The organism is Asticcacaulis sp., from assembly GCF_035497195.1.
Classification (GTDB): Bacteria; Pseudomonadota; Alphaproteobacteria; order Caulobacterales; family Caulobacteraceae; genus Asticcacaulis.
Genome location: NZ_DATJDZ010000009.1, coordinates 48,244 through 68,286 on the forward strand (window position 1 = coordinate 48,244; position 20,043 = coordinate 68,286).

Genomic DNA, 20,043 nt, shown 5'->3' on the forward strand with positions numbered 1-20,043 from the left:
ATCTGACGGAACGACTGGATATGACCTCGCAAGCCCAACTGGCCTCCCTCCAGCAGCAAACCGTTTTCAAGAAGCAGCAAATCGCGCAAAGCGAGGCCGGGACGCGGGCGCGGTCTTCAAGACGATATTCGCCGACTGAGCGACCAAGCGGCCTTCCAAACGGATCGCGTGGCCTTGCTGCAGAAGGACTTTGAGGCGGCTTCGACCCTGATGGAGAAACAGTACATCTCGCAGGTACAACTCATGCAAAAGCGGGATGCGCTGCTTCAGGGACGTCAGGCCCTGTCCCAGATCGACCAGAGCATCGCCGCTAACCATAACCAAATCGAACAACTGGGGGCCACGCTGCGGTCGAGCCAGTCCGCCGGTGCCGAGGCCGAGGCCGATCTGCGGCTTATTCAGGCTCAGTTCGATGAGAAGCAGATCAGCACCCACGCGTCTGACGGCGCGCAGGTCTCAGCGACGCGCGCCGGCGAAGTCACCAACATCCAGGTGCGCGTTGGCGAGGTCGTCGCTGGTAACCAGACGATGGGTCTGGTCGTACCGGACGGCATCCGTAGCGCGCAACGCGCCGAACTCTGGGTGCCCTCGCGGGCTGTCGGCTTCATTCGCCCTGGCAACACGGTTCGGGTCATGTTCGATGCCTTTCCCTACCAGACGTTCGGCGTCGGCAAGGGGCGCGTGGTCGATGTCTCGAGCGCCCCGCTGATGCCGAATGAACTGCCAATTCCTCTCGAGACCAAAGAACAGATGTACCGCGTCGTTGTCGCGCTCGACGGCGACGCGCTTACCGCTTACGGCCGCAAACGGGTGCTGCTCCCCGGAATGCGTCTGACCGCCGACGTTGTGCTGGACGAGAAGTCATTTCTCGACTGGCTGCTAGATCCCCTGTTGGCTATCCGCAAACGCGCCGGTGGCTGACCGAGGTCGCCCTCACCAGCGGATGCCTCCCGCCCGGTGAAGGCAATCAGTAGCGTACCGTCACGCATCCCGTGACGTTTCCTTAGCAATGATATTTTGGAGCTAATTATGAGAGTTTTGAACATCGCCGAGATGGACGCAATTTCTGGTGGAGCCACACCCGACGATGCGCCCACGGTCGTCACCGTTGTCGGCAAGAAGAATAACAACATCGAAATCTACGGCAGCATCAAGACGCAGCCGGCCATCGAAATCAATACCAACATGCCGCTCGCGCCGATCCGCGTCGTCGACAACGGAACGGACCGTGGCGACTGGTGGGCCCCCTCCAGCATCAAGGCCGGCGAAATCGTTTTTGGGGGCCGGGATGTCCAAGGCCTGAGCATCGTCTATGGCAAGCAAGCCGATGGTCACGAATCCGTCTACCGTGACCCCGACACCAACCAGCTCTATATCGACCGCGATGGGAATGGCCGCGTAGACGCCCAGGCGACGATCGGCGCCAATGGCAATGTCTACGCTCGGACGCTTTCGCTTGGCGGCTATGACATCATGACTGACCTGAAAGGCAGCCAGATTGCGCCGGCAATGCGTTCGGGCATCGGGGCCTAGATCACATCGAAAGTCGACCTCGGTTTAAAATGGGCAGGGTGCTAACAGCGCCCTGCCCCGCTATTTGGGAGACGGATTTGAAGAGTCTTTTATCGTGGTGCGGGATCATCTGCGTACTTTACGCTGGAACGGCCAGTGCGCAAGGCACTGACGTCGACGCCTTTCTGACCGATCATGCGAGACTGGCGATACCTCCGGCCGGCCGGTACACCTACGCGCCGGAAAGCCAAGGCGACACCTGGACGCTTCAATTGGTCAGCGCCGACTGCCTGGTCTCACGCGATGCCTGCACGGTCAAAAGCGCGGCCTACACCGGCCCCTTCCCCTTCGCGAGTTATTTCTTCAGTCCCGACGATCGCTACCTCTATTTTGTCGGTCCCGGAATGGATGGAAACCGCGCTTCAGGCAGCGGCGTGGTCCAGCGCGTCGCGCTCGAGCCTTTGTTCACCTCACCCGACGCGCAAGGCGAAGTCGTACCCGCCACGATCAAGACGCCCCAGAACCTGTTCAGCGGCCTCAAACTCACCAGCACTGCCGCCGAACCCGATATTGCCGCCGCGCTAGAGGCCGCCATCCCCGTATACACCGACGCCACGAAATACTTCGTGCGCAATGCTTCGATCAATTCCTACAACGTCTTCGGCTACTATGCAGACGGCGACTATCTCTATCTGAGCCGCGACAACACCTTCAGTCTGTTCGCCCACTCAAAGACCTGCGACGCACACCTTATATCCCTCGAAGGTCAGGCCATTTCGCTGAATCACCACACGCCGTTCCCGACCACATATGTTCCGGTTTTCAAGCATACGGGGGCTACGAGCTATTTCTCGATGTCGGGCAGCATATTTACGCTGCGATCTGACTGCAGCTTGAACAATATGACCCAGAGCTTGCCACGCGTCGAGTTGATCGACGGCGAAGGCGAGATGCAATATGTCGGCTACTTTTCCAGAACGACGGTCTATCCAGAGAATATTCCGCAAGGGCTGACGACAGCGATCCACGAAGCGGTGCGTGACAATGACATCCAGTTCATCACAGGTGTCGCCATAAATGTCCGCACGAACAGCTTCCTCATTTCATATCAGAGCACCACTGGCGCCGAAGGCGATGAACAGGCGCCGGTGCGATACAGTCAGTATGTCTACCGCAACGGCAAGACCTCGAACCACACATGCTGCAACGGTGACCGGCCGTTCCGTTTCGCACTACCCCCCCTCGACGGCGCCGCAGGATGGATTCAATCCTATACGGTCGCGTCGGTCGCCCCCACAGTCATATTCCTGCATGGCGGTCCCGGCGTTCACGAGGAAATCACCGAAAATACCTTCGTCCGCATTCTGATGCAGAGCGGTTTCAACGTCGATATCGTCGAAGATGCCGGTGCCGATTATACGTTTGAAACGGTCACGCGCTTCGGCAAGCACGGCTATCGCGCCTTTGATCTCAACGCCGCGGCCATCGACCACTATCTCGCCGAGCGCTATCCCGGCAAAACCGACCTCTACCTCTATGCGCAAAGCTTCGGTGCCCACGATTACGTCCGGTTCGCCCCGTCTCTGCGTCAACGCTTCAGCCGGACAGTGCTGGACATGCCATCCGGCACCATACCCATGGACCTGCAACGAGCCGACCCGATCGTGTTCTCCAAATTCAGGCGCCTCGTCGGCGACGAACTGGCGGATGGCGAGGTCGATAACGCCTATTTCGTCGGGCTGACAGCGTGTCCGCTGCAAGGTGACGTCGCCATCTTCTACAGCGACACCGATCCTCTCGTCTCCCCGGTGGCGGACTATCGAACCTGCGCCGGCAAGACGAACGTCACCTTAGTGAACAACGCCTATGGCCACGAACTGTCAGCGACCGAACCTGACTATGTCCACATTGCCATGCGGCACATCACCGAGGTGGTGAGCTACCTGCACGGCCATAGCCCCTCATCCGACTGACCGTCCTCGCTGTCGTCCGTCTTTTCCCAAGTGTTCTATGCAATATCTTCAAACCGAAACCGCCGAATGCGGCCTGGTCTGCCTCGCCTATGCCTCGTCCCGACTCGGCGCGCACCTCGATATCGTGGACCTCCGCCGCAAGTTCCCGGTCGTCAGTCGAGGTCTCACCCTAACCCAGCTCACCGAGATTGCAGCCGGCCTCGATCTCATGGCGCGGGCAGTTCGTTGCGAGCTCGACGAACTACAGCAACTGAAAACGCCAGCCATTCTCCACTGGGGCTTCAATCACTTCGTCGTCCTCGACAAGGTGACCGAACATCACATCTTCCTGCACGATCCCGCCAGGGGCAAGGTCCGTCTATCCTTCGCCGATGCCGGCAAAGCCTTCACCGGCATTGCCCTCGAACTCTCGGCCTCACCAAAATTCCAGAAGCGCCGGGAGAAGGGGCCGCTCAGCATCATGGCATGGGTGCGCCTGACCCCGACACTCTACAGCGGTCTGGGGCAGATCCTTTTGCTGTCGCTAATCCTCCTAGTCTACGCCATTGCCAGCCCCTTCTACATGCAGATCGCCATCGATCAGGCGGCCCTGAAGGGCGACAGTGGCCTTCTGGTGACGCTGGCCTTGGGATTCGGCCTGTTCGGACTGTTCAATGCCGGCGCGACCGTATTGCGCAGCCTGGCGACGCAGGCGATTTCTGCGCATCTGAGCTGGGACATGGGACTGCGGCTCTTCCGTCACCTCGTTCGCGTGCCCCTGGGCTGGTTCCAGCGCCGCCGCCTCGCCGACACCATATCGCGTTTCGATTCTATCAATCCCATACGCGACCTGGTCTCTGGCGCGTTCATTTCCTCATTCATCGATGGAGTGCTCGCTGCGACGACGCTCCTGATGATGTTCATGTTCGCCTGGTCACTCGCCGTGTGCATATGCCTGTGGGCTGTCCTCCATGTTGCAATGCGCCTGGCGACGATGCCGACCAATCTACGCCTGAGTGCCGAAGCACTGGGCGCTCAGATTGCCGAAAACAGCAAGCGGATCGAGACGATCAAAGCGATCCAGACAATTAAGGTCAGCAGAGGTAGCCCTGAAAACCCAGTGGTCGAACTGCTATGCCGACTACATTCGCCGCAATCTGTCGCGCGGACGCTTCAGCATCTGGGTCACCGGTGCGAACGAATGCGTCAATGCCCTGGTCACGACGCTCGTCATTTTTCTCGGCACCCGCGCCATCATCGATCAACACATGACCGTCGGCGTCTTCTACGCGTTTTTGGCCTATAAGGGCCAATTCACCGGGGCGCTAACCAACATCATTGAACAGGTCATCCAGTGGCCCCTGACAGACGTATATTCGTACCGACTGGTCGATATTGTTCTGCCCCCGAAGGAGGACGGGATCGACAAGGCCGAGGTCGATCTACCGGTCTTGCGGGGCGATGTCGAAATCGCCGACCTGTCGTTCCGATACGCGCCTTATGAACCGTTCGTCTTCAAGAACCTCAACCTCCAAATCAACGCCGGGGAATTCATCGCCATCAGCGGGCCATCCGGCATCGGCAAGAGCAGTCTGGTCAAGGTAATATGCGGTCTCTATCCCGCCACCAGCGGCGAGGTCCGCATCGATGGCAGATCAATCAGCGCATGGGGACCGCGCGCCCTGCGAAGGAATCTGGGCGTCGTCATGCAGGATGATGAACTACTATCCGGTTCGATCGCGGAGAATGTGGCCTTTTTCGACGAGCATCTCGATCTGGATCGGGTTTGGCAGGCGCTTGAAAGCGCGGCATTGGCTGATGAAGTGAAAGCCATGCCGATGAAATGCGAAACCTTCGTTGGCGATATGGGCGGCGCGCTTTCAGGTGGCCAAAAGCAGCGCTTGCTCATTGCGCGAGCGCTCTATCGTCGGCCCGCGATCCTGCTGATGGATGAAGCCACATCACATCTTGACGCCCGGAACGAGATCGCAATCAACCGCGCGCTCAACAGCTTGAATATCACGCGCATTGTTATTGCCCACCGCATCGAAATCCTGCGCGCTGCAGATCGCATTTTTGACATGCTCACTGGCCGCTTTGTCAGCCTTGCTGGTGCAGATAAACTGGAGCGAATCTAGCCCCCTATCAGACCGCTATTGATAGATTGCCAAGGAACTTCCCGGCACCGGTGAGCGCTTCGAGGGCCTCCTTCCGCCTGTCGTGACGGCGCCGGCCTTCTCGGTCCGCAAACCCGCTGTCGCCGCCTTCTCGCTCGATGACTCCGCCTTGCGCCCGTTGCGGACATTACCGCGTCGTATAACTATCCTGCTAGCCCCTTAGCGACATCGGCTAGGGTGACTTCTGCGAACCGACTTCGCAAGAGTTTCTCAGCTTCGTCGAATACGCCTGTAAGTGTCGTGTTGACCGCCTGCTCGATGAGACATCCAGGCATATCGTAAGCCGGTCCAACGGCGAAAATTGATGGCTCGCCGACGGCGGTATGAATATCGAGAAGCGTAAGCTGATCCAGAGGGCGAGCAAGCCTCCAGCCGCCGCCATGGCCTTTCTCTGACAAGACAAAACCCGCATCGCGCAGGCCTGCCATAGTGCGGCGGATCACGACAGGATTCGCATCGAGCATCTGCGCGATCATCTCAGACGTCATGGCGCCATGATGCTTATCCATGTGGATTAAAACGTGCAGCATGCGCGAAAGCCGACCGTCTTGCCTCATACTTAAATTCCTTCTGCAGATCGCGCAGATGATATAGCACGACCGCATTACGATACAAATGAAGTATCATGAGTATTGACTCCGCCCAATCACGACACTTATGTTGTTGCGAAAGAAGGAGACAGTCATGAGCGACACAATTTACGATGCCATTATCATCGGCGGCAGCTTCGCCGGATTATCGGCTGCGCTGCAGCTCGGTCGCGCCCGGAGGAAAGTCCTCGTCATTGATGAGGGCCTTAGGCGAAATCGGTTTGCCTCACATTCCCACGGCTTCATCACTCAGGACGGTGTCGACCCCGCCGCTATCGCAGCCACGGCCCGTTCCCAGGTATCGAAATATCCAACGGTGCGGTGGCTGTCTGGTCGAGCGGATACGGTACATTCGATACCATACGGCGCCAGGACAGCAGCCTCGTTCGAAGTGATGGTTGGAGACACGCGAAATCTGTCAAAAACGCTCATCCTGGCCGTTGGCCTCAAGGACATTCTGCCCGGCATCGAAGGCCTGGAGGAACGCTGGGGCAAAAGCGTGTTCCACTGCCCCTACTGCCATGGCTACGAACTGAACCAAGGGCAGATCGGTGTGATCGCCGGATCAGAGTTGTCCATGCACCAAGCCCTCATGCTTCCGGATTGGGGCCCAACGACGCTCATCATCAATGACGCGTTCGAACCGAACGCGGATCACCTTGAATCTCTTGCAGCCCGCGGTGTCACCGTTGAGCGCAGCGCCGTGGAAGCTGTCAAAGGTCATGCGGATGTCCAACTCGCCGATGGCCGAACGCTGTCGTTCTCGGGGCTATTCGTGCTTGCCCCCTTTGAGATAGGCAGTGCGATCCCGCACCAGCTTGGCCTCGATTTGGAGCCGGGGCCGCTCGGCTCCATCATCAAGACCGATCCAATGAAGGAAACCAGCATGCCTGGGGTTTATGCCTGCGGTGATGCCGCGCGTGCCATGGCATCTGTGGCACTGGCTGTTGCAGATGGAAATCTTGCGGGTATCGGCGCTCACAAGTCACTGATATTGGGAGCTATTTCTCATGGGTAAGTTTGATGGAAGACAGGCAAATTACATCGAAGGCGCCAGACGCAACGTTCCGGGCCTCGATGGCCTCCACCGAATGACGGGAATACTTTTGGCTGAAAGGGTGCCGGAAGACGGGCGCATCCTTGTTGTTGGTGCTGGTGGCGGGCTTGAATTAAAGGCGCTGGCTGAGCAGCAAGCTGGCTGGACCTTTGACGGGATCGATCCCTCCTCGGACATGCTTGCGCTTGCACAGGGGACAAGTTCTGGCAGCGCCAGTCGCGTCAATCTTCACCACGGCGATATATCGTCCGCGCCCGACGGGCCGTTCGACGGGGCGGTTTGTCTTCTGGTCTTCCACCATATCTCAATCGAGGACAGGAAAGTCACGCTTCATGGCGTACGCCAACGTCTGCGTCCCGGCGCGCCCTTTGTCCTGGCTCATGTCAGCTTCCCTCTGAGCGAACCGGATCACGCGATGTGGATCGAACGGCATGTCGAGTTCGGTGCAAATGCGAGGCTGGACGAGGACAGACGTAACGCGGGAAAGGCTGGCATGAGGGATAAAGCCACTATAAAATCACCCGAGGAAGAGCAGGCATATCTGCAAGAAGCAGGGTTCACCAATATAACGCAGTTCTATCACGCGTTCAGTTTCCGAGGTTGGGTGTCCTATGCGTGAAGTCGGAATGAACCTAATCTAGTCCGCGAATAATGATCGGTTTGGGCCATATGCGACCGTTGAGATTCGGCTCGTTTGCGCCCGAAGCGGCCATTCCCATTTAACCAGTCTCGTTGTCCGAAAGCGGACATGCAGGTGATCGCGATATTATCGGCCGCGTGGCTGCGATCTGGAATGTTTGATAGGTGCTTTCCTTGTTCCCGTGCTTGATTTGAACTGACGACCTTCAGGTTATGGGCTTTGAGGAACTGATGGGTATGATGTCGTCGGGATACTGATGGTTATTACCCCCAGGATTTTTGACCGGCTTCATGAGATAGTGGCCAATGCCCCATTCGGCGCCTTCGGCATGACCGAACAGGCCTGCCGTCGCCAGGAAGAAGAGCCGCCAGCGCCGTTTCCATAATTTTGCATCGCGGCCATAGACCGACAGCAGGATGGCGTCGATAGCATCGGCCTCACGGTCGAAGTTAGCCAGCCAGTCTAAGGCCGTCTTTTGATAGTGTGTTCCGGACCAGCGCCATTCAGTCTCAACCGTCAACAGGCCGGGGAAGCGATGTGGCAGGGCGTGAGACGGCATGATGCCACCCGTGAAGAAATAGCGCCCGATCCAGTCCGCCGGATCTTCATGGTGGAAGCGATAGGAGCGGGATTTGTGTGTAAAGACATGCAGAAACAGGCGGCCGTCCGACTCAAGCCAGTTGCGGGCGCGTTCAAGCAGATCGTGCCAGTTCGACATATGCTCAAACATCTCCACGGACACGATGCGATCGAAGCGTCCCTGCGTCGAGAAATTATTCATGTCGGCGGTAATGACGTCCAGATTATGCAGACCGCGACGCTGCATTTCCCCGGTGATGAAGGCGCGCTGTGCATGAGAATTCGATACCGAGGTGATGCGCGCATTCGGGAAAGCCGACGCCATATGCAGGGACAGCGATCCCCAGCCGCAGCCGAGTTCAAGAATGTCCTGCCCGTCCGCCAGTCCGGCATGCCGGCAGGTTTCCTCAAGCGCGAAGACCTCAGCCTCGGCGAGGGAGGTGCGTTCGTTTTGATAAAGGCAACAGGAGTATTTTCGCGCTGGCCCCAATATCAGCCCAAAGAAGGCGGGCGGCAGTTCATAATGCTGCGCATTGGCCGCCTGGGTATGCAGGGCGATCGGGAACCGCCCCATCTCGTCAAGAAAAGCTGCCTCGGTTCCGAGGGGGGCGCGGGCAAGTGACTGACGGGTTCGGCTCACCAGCCAGTTGATCCCCGCCAAAGTCCAGGTGTCCGGAAGGGGAATGCGTTCCGCTGCGTCTATCGTACCGGCCAGCATATTCATGATCTTGTCTCCTTGATTGATCGGTGAGCGGACCGACGGGCCCAGGGGAAAAAGCCGCTGACCCGCGCCTGATAAGTCCGGAAAGCCTCTCCGCGGCTGGCAACCATATGCGTTTCCAGAGGCGGTATGCCTGAGATGTGCACCAACAGCACATACATCATGACCGGCGCGGCCAGCGCCACCAGCCCCTCAACCCGCCAGTTGCTCACATCAATCGCCAGCAATGGCCAGGCGCACCAGGCCAGCCATTCAAAAAAATAGTTCGGGTGGCGTGACCAGCCCCAGAGTCCGACATCGCAAACCGCCTTCTGGCCGTGATGAGTCCGGCGAAAGCGTGACAACTGAGCATCCGCTATAGCCTCACCCAAAATCGCCACCAGCAGAAGCGCCATGCCGAGCATGTCGGCAAGGCGTGGGAACGGCGCCGGATTGATGGCCGCCATGCGCACCGCCAGGATCAGGACAAAAGCGGCGCCGGCCTGTATCTGCAAAAAGACGAATAACCGCGGCGCGAAGCTACGCCCCCATTGCTGCGCCAGGGCAGCGTAGCGCGGATCTTCGTTCGCGCCATGCGTGCGGGCGGCGATGTGCCATGCCAGGCGCAACGACCAGATCGTCACGAGAAGTGCCGCAAAAACCTGCCGTCCGGCAACGGCTTCTGACGCCGGCAGGAGTGCCGCGGCCAGACCGCCCGCCCCTACCGCCAGCGACCAGATGGTATCGACCCAGCCGCTTGAGCCCGTAAGCCGCTGAACCACCCATGCGCCTGTCATGGCCGCAACGAGGCCTAATGCGATCCAGATCAACGGAAGATAATGCATTGCGGCTCCAAATAGCAGATACTTAAAGGAGTCTACGATGACCTTCATGCCCCGGTTCATATGCGCAAAAAATATTTTGAGGTCTCATGGGAGATCCGTTCCCGGCCTGCCGTCGTATCTCATTGAGGCTGTGGCACCTGGAGACACGGAACATGATGTCTATTCCTAAGATCGCCGCCGTGGGCGCGATGGCTCTGGTTGGGCTTGCGGGACCCGTTATGGCCCGCTCTGCCGCTTCGTTCGAAGGTACCTGGAGTCGCGGTGATGGTAAGGCACGTGTGCGCATTCAACCCTGTAAGGCCGGACTATGTGCGGTCAATATCTGGGTTCGCAAGGGTACGTCGCACGAAAAGGTCGGCGACAGGCTGGAAATGAAGGTCACCGAAACCCGACCTGCTCAATGGACCGGAACTGCTTATGATCCGCAACGACGGCTCAACATGAAGCTAATAGTTGACGTCAGCAAAACATCGATGGTCACGCGCGGGTGCCTGTTCATGGGTCTTGCCTGCAAAAGCATGGCCTGGACACGTACCGATGACGAGGTTAGCGATTCGTCCTGACGAGCGTCAGGGCGACACGGGCGCCATTGGCCGCAGCAAGTGTGATAATGCCTCCCCAGACCATGTCGATGAGACTGAGCGCCAGCGGCCAGTCACGCAAAACCGAGAGGGCTGTCAGGTCATAGGTTCCGTAAGTCACCACCCCGAAAAAGCCAGCACGCAGGGACAGCTCCGCAATCCCGCTGGATTTCATCGCCGGCAGAATGATCAGCCACGACAGGCCGAGCGCATAGAGCACATAGAAAGCCGCTGCTGCGCCAATATTCACCTGCGGACTCAGGAGATGGCCCATGGCGGGCAGGTAAAGGGGCTCATACGCCAACCCCAGCCACAGGGCGTCACAAGCCAGGAGCGTCAGCACGACCGCGATGAAAGCGACAAGCAATTTCATGCCGGCGTCCTAGATGCGGGCAAAAGGTTGCAATATCCTGCCCAGCCAAGTCTTGGGCACGATGGGCGCCGTTTGCATGACCAGGCACAGGCAATCTTCATCGGCCGTGATGGCAGGCGAATGGCTATCCTCCTCGGTGCGCACGGCGAAATCTCCGACAGCCAGGGCGCCATACTTGTCGGTAAAGCTGCCCTTGAGCATCAGAGTCATTTCCTGACCCGCATGCGTGTGTTCCGGCATGATCATGCCCGCCTTGACGTACATCAGGTAGGTCTTGATACGCCTGTCCGTTTCGCCAGTATCGATCGGCGCAATCCAGACTCCGGGCGCCGCCCAATAACGGCCACGCACGGCGGCCGCCGCCACGCTGGGCGGCAACGCGAAGCCGTCAAGAAAAGCCGGCAGTTTCTTGACCGGGCGTGGTGGCGCAACGGCAGGCCGTTCAATCCGAGCCAGAGCGAGTTCAAGAGCCGCGTCAGACATGGCCACCCCTTCGATCCGCTCCAGAAGAGCGCCCCCCAGAGCTTCAAATACCTTCAGCCCGCTACGGCAATGCGGGCAGGTTTCGATATGCGCACGGACCACCAAGGCCGCACCAGGCGACGCGGCCCCGCAGCAATAGTGCCATAAGATATCATCATCGGGATGGTGGTGTACGCTTTGCATGACTGGCCTCAGGCTTTGGTAAAATGTGTGCGCAACCGCGCAATGGCGAGACGCATTCTGGATTTGACCGTTCCCAGCGGAATGGACTGCGCACTCGCAATCTCGGCCTGTGAAAGACCTTCATAATAGGACAGGCGCAGAATCGTCTTCTGTTCCTCGGAAAGCCGGTCGAACGCGCGGCTGACCGACTCCTGGACCTGATGTTCGATCACCTGCTCGTCAGCCGGTTTCGCTGGCTCGCCCTGCCAGAGGTCTTCCGGCAGATCCCGGACGCGGGTGGCTTTGCGGATCGCGTCGATGCGCAGGTTGCGGGCAATCGTGTAGATCCAGGTCGAGGCGCCCGCCTTGGCCGGATCGAACAATTCGGCCTTGCGCCAGACCGTGAGCAGGGTGTCCTGCGCCAGATCCTCGGCGGCCTGAAACCCCATGCCCTGACGCATGACGAACGCCTTCACCTTCGGCGCGAACAGACAGAAGAGCCGCGCATAGGCTTCGCGGTCCCGCGAGATGGCTATGCGCGCAATTAGAAGGCCGGCATTATCCGTCGGAGCGACGCCTGTCGTTTCCAAATGTCGATCATCTTCATCCATGCGTCTAGTTGCCCCGAAAACAAGGCTTTGGTCAAAGGCCATTTTTCTGATCAGACCGGACATCGCACCAGACTTTCCTTGTTCGGCATTATTGCCCTTTGATTGTTATTACGCCGGACCAACCGGGTTGGATCATATAGGAACAATACGGCACCAATAGTGATCCAGTCAGGGACGCGCTCCGTAACCCTATTCATGAGACATATATTTTGGGAGCCCTCACATGCATGATCGGGTCGGAGCAGACACCGGGGTGAGAATTCCCGCCGGGCAGGAACGCCGCGTGAGGGTTGCGATCGTCGGTTCAGGGATAGCCGGGCTTTCGGCCGCCTGGCACCTGGATCGTCACTGTGAGGTCACCGTGTTCGAGCGCGAGGGTGTACCTGGCGGCCATAGTCACAGCGTCAATGTCGGCAGTGAAGAGGCACCTCTGTGGGTCGATATGGGGTTCATCGTCTTCAACGAACCCGCCTATCCAAATCTTGTGGCGCTGTTCAAGGCACTGAAGGTGCCGTACCAACTCAGCGATATGTCGTTCGGCGTTTCAATCGACCGCGGGTCTCTCGAATATTCCAGCCTCGGTTTTCGGGGGATCTTCGCACAAACGCTCAACCTGTTTCGTCCGCGCTTTCTGTCACTGCTGCTCGATATTGTTCGTTTCTATCGCGAAGCGCCAAAGGACCATGTGGCGCGCAGCCGTTCCGACTATCGCCTGGGCGACTATCTCAAGGATCGCAATTACGGCCGCGCCTTCATCGATGATCACCTGTTGCCGCAGGCGGCCGCTATATGGTCGACCTCGGCCGGTCAGGTGATGGATTATCCCTTTCACGCCTTCATCACCTTCTTCGAGAATCACGGCCTGCTGAAGGTGCTTGACCGCATTCTGTGGCACAGCGTCATTGGCGGCGCGCAAGCCTATGTCAGCAAGCTCACCGCGCCTTTTGCCCATCGAATTCATGCCGCGACCACGATTGCCACTGTTTCGCGTAATGCCGCCGGCGTTACGCTCACGGACAGCACAGGGCGGGTTCATCACTTTGACAAGGTGGTCTTCGCCACTCATGCCGATACCACACTGCGCTTGCTTGGCGATGCCGCGACCGAAGACGAACGTCGCACGCTTGGCGCCTTCAGCTACACCTCGAACGCGGTCGTGCTGCACACGGATACCTCCTTCATGCCCCGGCGCAAAGCCGCCTGGTCGAGTTGGAACTATCTGGGTGAGCGCATGGCCTCGGCGGAACAGCAATTGTGCGTCACCTACTGGATGAACCTGTTGCAGGTCTTGAAGACGCGCCAGAACTACTTCGTCACGCTTAATCCCAGTCACCCGGTTGATCCGGAAAAGATCATCCAGGTCCGGCATTTCGAGCATCCGCTGTTCAATGCCGAGGCCATCGCCGCTCAGTCACACCTGGGCGCGCTGCAAGGGCAGAGGCACACATGGTTCTGTGGCGCCTATTTCGGCTCCGGGTTCCACGAGGATGGCCTGCAATCCGGGCTTGCCGTCGCAGAAGCCATCAGCGGCGTGGCGCGGCCCTGGGATTTCGACTGGGCGCAAAGCCGCATCCCCTACAATCCCTGGGCGGATGAGCCGGCAGTCCTACAGGCAGCGGAATGAACAACGACAAGCCGAGGTCAGGCATTTATGATGGTACGGTGGTGCATCAGCGCTTCCGGCCGAAGCAGCATCGCTTGTCCTACCGCATGTTCCAGGTCCTGCTTGATCTCGATCGCCTCGATCTGGAGCTGACACCGTTGCGCTTCCTGTCGCACAATCGCTTCAACCTGTTCGGTTTTAACGACCGCGATCATGGCCCGGACCAGACGGATCTCCACGCTCCACTAAAGGATCGGATACGTACCCTTCTGCGTAAGCACGGCCTTGAGGCGGACCGGTTATTCCTGCTGACCATGCCGCGCGTCCTGGGTTTCGTCTTCAACCCGATCAGCGTATATTTCGTCTATGGCCGAACCAGCCGGTTGAAAGCTGTCATCTATGAGGTCAATAACACGTTCGGCAATCGCCATTCCTACGTCATGCCCGTGCCGAAGGAGAACGGGCATATCCGGCAGGGGACTGACAAACGCCTCCATGTCTCGCCCTTTATGGAGACGCACGACATGAGCTATGCCTTCGACCTGACCCCGCCGACAGATGCATTTGCGCTTAATATTCGCCTGCAACGGAAGGTGGGCGCAGGGGCAGAGGACATGCTGTTTGCCGGTTTTGCCGCCCAGCGGAAAGACCTGACGGACGCGCAACTATGGCGGCTGTTCTGGACTGTGCCGCTCCTGACCCTGAAAGTAGTCGCCGGCATCCATTGGGAAGCGGCGAAGCTTATGCTCAAGGGCCTATGGCTCAAGCCGAAGCCGCCGACACCGCGTTCGGGCGTTAGCGTCGGTTAAAAAGGGCAGTACGCAGTGGCTGATTTCTCCATACTGAGCCTTTTCAATACCTTTGTTCCCAAGGATAAGGGCGTTCGTCGCCTCGCCATTGGCGTGGTGTACGGCGCGCATCCACGCCAGCGCTATGACGTATATGCCCCGATACGGGTCAGGACACGCCTCCCGCTGCTGGTCTTCTTTTATGGTGGCGGCTGGTCAGAGGGGGAAAAGAAGAACTATGTCTGGATGGGCTATGCGCTGGCGGCAATCGGTTACATCGTCATAGTGCCGGATTACCGACTGGTGCCTGAGGTCCTTTACCCTGATTTTTTGAAAGATTGTGCCTGCGCGGTTCGCCACGCCGTGAGCCAGGCCAAAGACTACGGCGCCGATGCCTCGCGTTTGGCCCTGATCGGGCATTCGGCGGGCGCCTATAACGCCGCCATGCTGACACTGGACCCTTCATATCTCGGCGATAAAAAAATCTCCGCGCTCGTCGGTGTCTCAGGACCTTATGATTTTTATCCGTTCGACGTTAAAGCCTCGCGGGACACGTTTTCTGCATGGCCGCGCCCGGCTGAAACCCAGCCCATCAGCTATGCCCGCAAGGTATCGACCTCAGTCCTGCTGCTGCAAAGCACCGCCGATACCGTTGTGGGCATACACAACGCCGTCAACCTCCAAACGAGACTTAAAGCGACAGGCACCGATGTTCAGCTCAAACTTTACGATCACCTTAGCCATCAGGATATGGCCGCCGTCTTTTCTGGCCCTTTCCGCAGGAAGAGCATCATTCGGTCCGACGTCGCGGCATTCCTGACCGATCGCGTTTGACAGCGCCCTCTCTTCCTTTTTGAAGAGAGAGAGGGCGAAAGGCCGCAAGAATTTCGATCCCAGTCCGCGAGGTCCCGTTCCCCATTTAGTCACCATAGAGGCTTTTCAAACCTAAGCCTGCCAAAACTATTTTTAGCCAGGCAGGATATGCGCCGTCTTAACCGGGCAATGCTTTAGAGGTACTCCCGTTTGACCTACTCGGCGGCGGAAGAAATCAGGGACAAGGTTTCCTCCTGCGTGTTCTTCATGGCCTGAACTACCCAATTGGCGAACTTACGCACGGCGGATCGCGCATCGCCGGGGCGGTTTGCGACAATCCGGTATTTTGCGCCCGGAGCAGGCTTCAGCGAAGTGGCCGCGATCAGTTCGCCACGTTTGATAAGGCGGTTGACGAGGACAGTGCGTCCGATGGCCACGCCTTGATTGCTAAGCGCCGCGTGATAAGCGAGATGTGACAGGTTGAAATGTCGGTCGCCGACAATCTGGCCGCGCCATTCCGGGCGGGCCGATTGCCACGACCCCCATTCCGCTTCCGTGGGAACGCCTTGCCACAGGAAATCATCCCACGGCGCGTCGTCGTGAAGGCGGATGAGCTGTGGGTCCTGGGTTGCTGCGTTCATAGCGTCCTTACAGGACCTGGAACAGACTGGAACGATCATCTCCTGGAATGACCCGAGTTCATAGACGTCGTCGGCTGGCGCATTCTGGTAGCAAATGAGCACGTCGATGCCCTTGTCTTCCATGCGCTCTACGGTCGCCTGGTTAAATTCGCCGCGAATGAACAGCTCAATATCCGGATTTTCCTGGTAGAAACCTTGCAGACGCGGGACCAGCCACTCCATGGCCAATGAAGGGAGACAGCTTACTACGAGCGAGGTGCGTCGAACATGATCGAACCGGCTCAGCGCGCCGTTCAGCTTCGTTGCCACTTCATTCATCGTGCTGAGGACGTTTTCGCCCGAGGACGTCAGGATCAGGCGGCCATTCTTTCGGGAAAACAAGGTCGTGCCAAGTCTGCCTTCCAGGCGGATAACACGCTGGCTGACGGCGCCCTGCGTTACGCCAAGCCGGCTGGCCGCTCCTGTTATTGACCCCACGCGCGCCGCTATGCGGAAAATCCATAAATCGGACAGCAGCTGTGCATCGACCCGATAGCCCTCGACATCGTCTTCACCAATTTTACGGGCCATTCTCAAAACTCTCATGTTTAAACGCAGGCGGCAGGTGAACACTCAGGTCTCTGAGAGGCGATGAATACGTACCGTACCAAAACACTCGCGAGGTATGCTGAGTTCATCCTAAGAGACAGCGACGACGCCGGCACCGGAGTCTCAGCAAAAAGATATTCTAATGACAGCATTAGATTTGAACAATTGTCAGCGGACAATAAACACGTACCCTTAGTCGTCATCTTCGGAAGGGCCAAATGCAAACTGAAGGCAACGAGACGCCCCAAACCAGACGCCACATCCTTCGGTTGGCAGGCGGGGCCGCGATCTTTGCGACGCTCCCCACATGGCCCCTCGGTCAAGATTTCGATGATCCGCTGGCGAGCCGAGCGACGCTATCCTCACCTCACAGGGATACATCCTCTGTCCAATCAGCGCTGGATGCGCAAGTTCCCGCGTTGCTCAAGGAGCATCGTATTTCCTCAGTCAGCATCGCCCTTATTACGGAGGGCCAAGTCGCTCTCGAACGGAGCTATGGCGAACAGTCAGCCGGGGTCCGCGCCACGCCCGCCACACTCTATAATCTTGCGTCCGTGACCAAACCTGTTACGGCTGAGATATTGTTGCGCCTTGTCTCAGCAGGCCAGCTTTCACTCGATGAACCCATGTCCTCGTACTGGGTCGATCCCGACATCGCCTCGGATGCACGTCACCGGCAACTGACGCTTCGCATCGCATTGAGCCACCAAACCGGGCTTCCAAATTGGCGCGGACACAGCCCGGACGGAAAGCTCGCCTTCGCCTTCTCTCCCGGGGCTGCGTATGGGTATTCCGGCGAGGGCTATACCTACGCCGCGCGTTACGCAGAACGAAAGCTCGGACGCACGTTCGAAGATCTGGCACAGGAACAAGTGTTTGCGCCTCTTCGGATGACCAGCACGTCGTTCTCTTCGCGAGAATGGATGCTGGGACGACTTGCCGTGCCCCTCGACGCCGACGGGCGCTGGGGCAAACCGCAGGTAGAGATGGCCGGGCAGTGGAACGCGGCTAACAATTTGATTACCACTGCGGGGGACTATGCGCGATTCGTCGCCAGTGTGATGCAGGGCGAACGCTTGACGCCGCAATTAGCCATCGAGCGACTGCGTCCGGTGCGCGGCCCGCAACCTGAGTGGACGTGTGATGCCGTGCCGTTGACGGCGTGCCCGCAGACATTAAAGGTGGTACTCGGCTGGAGACGTCTGGAATTCGCCGACGGTCCTGTTTTCATGCACACGGGCTCCAACGATCGCCCCGGCGGCGAGCGCACGCTGGCTTACTTCGACCCTAGTAGCCAGCACGGCGTTGTCATACTGACGAGCGGTGCGGAAGGTGGGCGGCTATACCGTGAGATCGCCCCGATCATCGATCAAGGATCAGCAGTCTCCGCCTATCTGGTTTCGCAGCAATGAGACAACGGGCGGCCATCGCGTCGCTCAAGCCATCTCTCTACGCGCGCCAACGAATAAGTTTCACTCGGAGGCTTTCTTGATTCGATTGTTTATCGCCGCACTGGGCGCCGCGGTTCTCGCTGGTTCGCTCGCGAACCTATCCATGGCCGACGATTCAATAAATATCCGTATTCAACAGGTAACACAGCAGATGCCTCCGCCGGTTTTGGTGCGTGGCGAAACGCCTGTGGTTACATCGCTGGCCACGCGTATGACGGAACTCAGCGTGCCAGCGGTGAGCATTGCTGTGATCCACAACGGACGCATCGAGTGGGCGCGCGGATTTGGCGTCACTCAATGGGACGGACCCTCCGTTACAGAGCGCACAGTGTTTCAGGCTGCATCCATCAGCAAGCCGGTGTTTGCGCTTGCAGTGTTGCGTCTCGCTGATTCTGGCAAGGTGGATCTGCAAGCCAATGTCAACGATTACCTGACAAGCTGGAAGGTGCCCGACAGCGCTTTCACAAGCCAGGCACCAGTGACGTTGCGCGCATTGTTGTCCCATACAGCCGGAACCACCGTGCATGGCTTCCGCGGCTATGAGCCGACAGCGACATTGCCAACGCTCACTCAGATTCTCGACGGCGTATCCCCGGCGAATAGCAGCCCGGTTCGCGTCGATACCGTGCCAGGAACTCGATATCGCTATTCTGGCGGGGGGTACGTCATTGCACAGGCGGCGCTTCAAGACCTGACGGGTGTGCCGACCGCCCGGTACCTTCTAAAAGTCGTGCTTCAACCCTTGGGCATGAAAAACAGCACGTTCGAGCAGCCGTTGCCCGCCTCGCGCGCTGCGGAAATCGCAATGCCTTACCGCGCCGACGGGTCGCAAGTAGCGGGAGGGGCGCGGATCTATCCTGAGCAGGCTGCCGCCGGTCTGTGGACCACGCCGTCGGATCTGGCCCGTTACGCACTTGGCGTCAACGCGGCGCTTCAGGGGGAAAAAGACGCAATCATTTCAGCACCCATGGCGCGCACCATGCTGACTCCAGTGCTGAACGGTCGCGGGCTGGGACCGCAAGTCGGTGGAACAACGCCGAGAATGTACTTCGCACACGATGGCGGTAACGATGGATACCGTTGCCTGATGGTGGTTTACGAAGACGGCGAAGGCGCTGTCGTCATGACCAACAGCGACAATGGCGGCGTGATCGCGCAGGAAGTCATGCGCAGCGTCGCATCTGCTTATGGGTGGCCGGATTTTGCCCCCTCCCTACGCACCCTCGTGGATGTCAATCCCGAGAGATTGGAGCGATTGATCGGCGCCTACCAGTTTGACGATGGCTCAATCTACGTCGTGCGTCGTTACGCCGGCCGTTTGACGGGTCATGAGCTTGGCCAGACGCCAGTGGATTTATTCCCATCATCTGACCACGAGGTGTTCGCGCGGGACGCCGATCTCGTCGTCGACTTCGAAGGCGTCAACGACACGATAACGGCAATGCAACTCGGTATTGGTGAGACCGAGCGGCGCGCGGTCCGAGTTACCGAGGCGCGATCGCAAAGGGTTTTTGCCTGGCTCGATTCCACGGAGAACCGCTTTCGGACGCAGAGCGCTGCTCCCGAATCTGAAGCGGCGATCCGCTCACTGCTTGTCGGCATCACCGCGGGCAAGCCGGACTACCGCAACATGAGTCCGGCACTGGCAGACTCGATTAGCCAGCAATTGCCTGGACTGCAACAATGGTTAACGTGGTTAGGGGAACTGAAAAGCCTAAAGTTCGAGCGCGTGGACGCCAATGGACGGGACGAATATAGGGGTGAATTCGCCCAAGGCCCCTTGCGGATATTCATCCGGCTAAATGAAAATGGCCGCGTCGAACACGCCGAATTCGCACCGGGATAAGCACTCTGAAACCTGGATGGCAGATCAGGCCTTGCGCGGAGTGATTACCAA

At 58.6% G+C, this 20,043-nt stretch carries 20 protein-coding genes and 1 pseudogene; 14 read left to right on the plus strand and 7 right to left on the minus strand.

The window, feature by feature from the left end:
- Window positions 1-174 precede the first annotated feature (174 nt).
- The 6 genes and pseudogenes from VL130_RS02355 to VL130_RS19475 all read left to right on the plus strand — a co-directional run.
- Window positions 175-921, plus strand: coding sequence for an HlyD family secretion protein (locus VL130_RS02355; protein ID WP_325360740.1), 747 nt, complete (start codon window positions 175-177; stop codon window positions 919-921).
- Window positions 922-1,029: 108 nt separating this feature from the next.
- The gene (locus tag VL130_RS02360) at window positions 1,030-1,533 is read left to right on the plus strand and encodes a hypothetical protein (RefSeq protein ID WP_325360741.1); all 504 of its coding nucleotides are present in this window, start codon (window positions 1,030-1,032) and stop codon (window positions 1,531-1,533) included.
- Window positions 1,534-1,610: 77 nt separating this feature from the next.
- Entirely contained in the window at window positions 1,611-3,485 is a 1,875-nt protein-coding gene (locus tag VL130_RS02365; protein ID WP_325360743.1) for a hypothetical protein, read from the plus strand.
- Window positions 3,486-3,522: 37 nt separating this feature from the next.
- Complete coding sequence (locus tag VL130_RS02370; protein WP_325360746.1) at window positions 3,523-4,770, plus strand: cysteine peptidase family C39 domain-containing protein; 1,248 nt, start codon at window positions 3,523-3,525, stop codon at window positions 4,768-4,770.
- Window positions 4,733-5,602, plus strand: coding sequence for an ATP-binding cassette domain-containing protein (locus VL130_RS02375; RefSeq protein WP_325360750.1), 870 nt, complete (start codon window positions 4,733-4,735; stop codon window positions 5,600-5,602). Before VL130_RS02370 ends, VL130_RS02375 begins: the two co-directional genes overlap by 38 nt.
- Before the next feature lie 25 nt (window positions 5,603-5,627).
- Window positions 5,628-5,744: pseudogene (locus tag VL130_RS19475) on the plus strand (P-type conjugative transfer ATPase TrbB); the annotation flags it as partial.
- A gap of 40 nt (window positions 5,745-5,784) precedes the next feature.
- Here the strand turns inward: VL130_RS19475 and VL130_RS02380 are convergent.
- Window positions 5,785-6,198: an Rrf2 family transcriptional regulator gene (locus VL130_RS02380; protein ID WP_325360752.1), complete on the minus strand. Its 414-nt coding sequence runs from the start codon at window positions 6,196-6,198 to the stop codon at window positions 5,785-5,787.
- 127 nt (window positions 6,199-6,325) lie between these two features.
- On the opposite strand from VL130_RS02380, the gene VL130_RS02385 reads away from it, so the two are divergent.
- On the plus strand, window positions 6,326-7,249 hold the full coding sequence (locus tag VL130_RS02385) for an NAD(P)/FAD-dependent oxidoreductase (RefSeq protein ID WP_325360754.1): 924 nt from the start codon (window positions 6,326-6,328) through the stop codon (window positions 7,247-7,249).
- Entirely contained in the window at window positions 7,242-7,907 is a 666-nt protein-coding gene (locus VL130_RS02390) for a class I SAM-dependent methyltransferase (RefSeq protein ID WP_325360756.1), read from the plus strand. The genes VL130_RS02385 and VL130_RS02390 overlap by 8 nt, the downstream gene beginning before the upstream one ends.
- 226 nt (window positions 7,908-8,133) lie before the next feature.
- Here VL130_RS02390 and VL130_RS02395 read toward each other — a convergent pair whose 3' ends face one another.
- Both VL130_RS02395 and VL130_RS02400 read right to left on the minus strand, forming a co-directional pair.
- Window positions 8,134-9,231 (minus strand): cyclopropane-fatty-acyl-phospholipid synthase family protein, encoded by a 1,098-nt coding sequence (locus tag VL130_RS02395; protein WP_325360759.1) that lies wholly within the window; start codon window positions 9,229-9,231, stop codon window positions 8,134-8,136.
- A complete protein-coding gene (locus VL130_RS02400) occupies window positions 9,228-10,100 on the minus strand; it encodes a DUF1295 domain-containing protein (protein ID WP_325360761.1) in 873 nt (290 codons plus the stop codon). The genes VL130_RS02395 and VL130_RS02400 overlap by 4 nt, the downstream gene beginning before the upstream one ends.
- Window positions 10,101-10,204: 104 nt before the next feature.
- Between VL130_RS02400 and VL130_RS02405 the strand changes: the two genes are divergently transcribed.
- Window positions 10,205-10,615 (plus strand): DUF2147 domain-containing protein, encoded by a 411-nt coding sequence (locus VL130_RS02405; protein WP_325360763.1) that lies wholly within the window; start codon window positions 10,205-10,207, stop codon window positions 10,613-10,615.
- Here the strand turns inward: VL130_RS02405 and VL130_RS02410 are convergent.
- Genes VL130_RS02410 through VL130_RS02420 form a run of 3 tightly spaced genes read right to left on the minus strand, consistent with a single transcriptional unit; the run spans window position 10,599 to window position 12,262 of the window.
- Complete coding sequence (locus VL130_RS02410) at window positions 10,599-11,006, minus strand: DUF2177 family protein (protein ID WP_325360765.1); 408 nt, start codon at window positions 11,004-11,006, stop codon at window positions 10,599-10,601. The genes VL130_RS02405 and VL130_RS02410 overlap by 17 nt on opposite strands.
- Before the next feature lie 9 nt (window positions 11,007-11,015).
- Entirely contained in the window at window positions 11,016-11,672 is a 657-nt protein-coding gene (locus VL130_RS02415; protein WP_325360768.1) for a ChrR family anti-sigma-E factor, read from the minus strand.
- Between the two features lie 8 nt (window positions 11,673-11,680).
- Window positions 11,681-12,262, minus strand: coding sequence for a sigma-70 family RNA polymerase sigma factor (locus tag VL130_RS02420; protein ID WP_325360770.1), 582 nt, complete (start codon window positions 12,260-12,262; stop codon window positions 11,681-11,683).
- 283 nt (window positions 12,263-12,545) lie between these two features.
- On the opposite strand from VL130_RS02420, the gene VL130_RS02425 reads away from it, so the two are divergent.
- From VL130_RS02425 to VL130_RS02435, 3 genes are read left to right on the plus strand one after another with little or no spacing between them, the layout of a single operon-like run.
- Window positions 12,546-13,886: an NAD(P)/FAD-dependent oxidoreductase gene (locus VL130_RS02425; protein WP_325360772.1), complete on the plus strand. Its 1,341-nt coding sequence runs from the start codon at window positions 12,546-12,548 to the stop codon at window positions 13,884-13,886.
- On the plus strand, window positions 13,883-14,674 hold the full coding sequence (locus tag VL130_RS02430; RefSeq protein ID WP_325360774.1) for a DUF1365 domain-containing protein: 792 nt from the start codon (window positions 13,883-13,885) through the stop codon (window positions 14,672-14,674). The genes VL130_RS02425 and VL130_RS02430 overlap by 4 nt, the downstream gene beginning before the upstream one ends.
- A gap of 15 nt (window positions 14,675-14,689) precedes the next feature.
- Window positions 14,690-15,487 carry an alpha/beta hydrolase gene (locus VL130_RS02435; protein ID WP_325360776.1) on the plus strand — a complete coding sequence of 266 codons (798 nt, stop codon included), beginning with the start codon at window positions 14,690-14,692 and terminating at the stop codon, window positions 15,485-15,487.
- Window positions 15,488-15,681: 194 nt separating this feature from the next.
- On the opposite strand, the gene VL130_RS02440 is transcribed toward VL130_RS02435, so the two are convergent.
- A complete protein-coding gene (locus VL130_RS02440; protein WP_325360779.1) occupies window positions 15,682-16,677 on the minus strand; it encodes a LysR family transcriptional regulator in 996 nt (331 codons plus the stop codon).
- A gap of 236 nt (window positions 16,678-16,913) precedes the next feature.
- On the opposite strand from VL130_RS02440, the gene VL130_RS02445 reads away from it, so the two are divergent.
- Together VL130_RS02445 and VL130_RS02450 are read left to right on the plus strand one after the other, a co-directional pair.
- Window positions 16,914-18,107, plus strand: coding sequence for a serine hydrolase domain-containing protein (locus VL130_RS02445; protein ID WP_325360781.1), 1,194 nt, complete (start codon window positions 16,914-16,916; stop codon window positions 18,105-18,107).
- Between the two features lie 76 nt (window positions 18,108-18,183).
- Window positions 18,184-19,992 carry a serine hydrolase gene (locus tag VL130_RS02450; protein ID WP_325360785.1) on the plus strand — a complete coding sequence of 603 codons (1,809 nt, stop codon included), beginning with the start codon at window positions 18,184-18,186 and terminating at the stop codon, window positions 19,990-19,992.
- The last annotated feature ends 51 nt before the right edge of the window (window positions 19,993-20,043 follow it).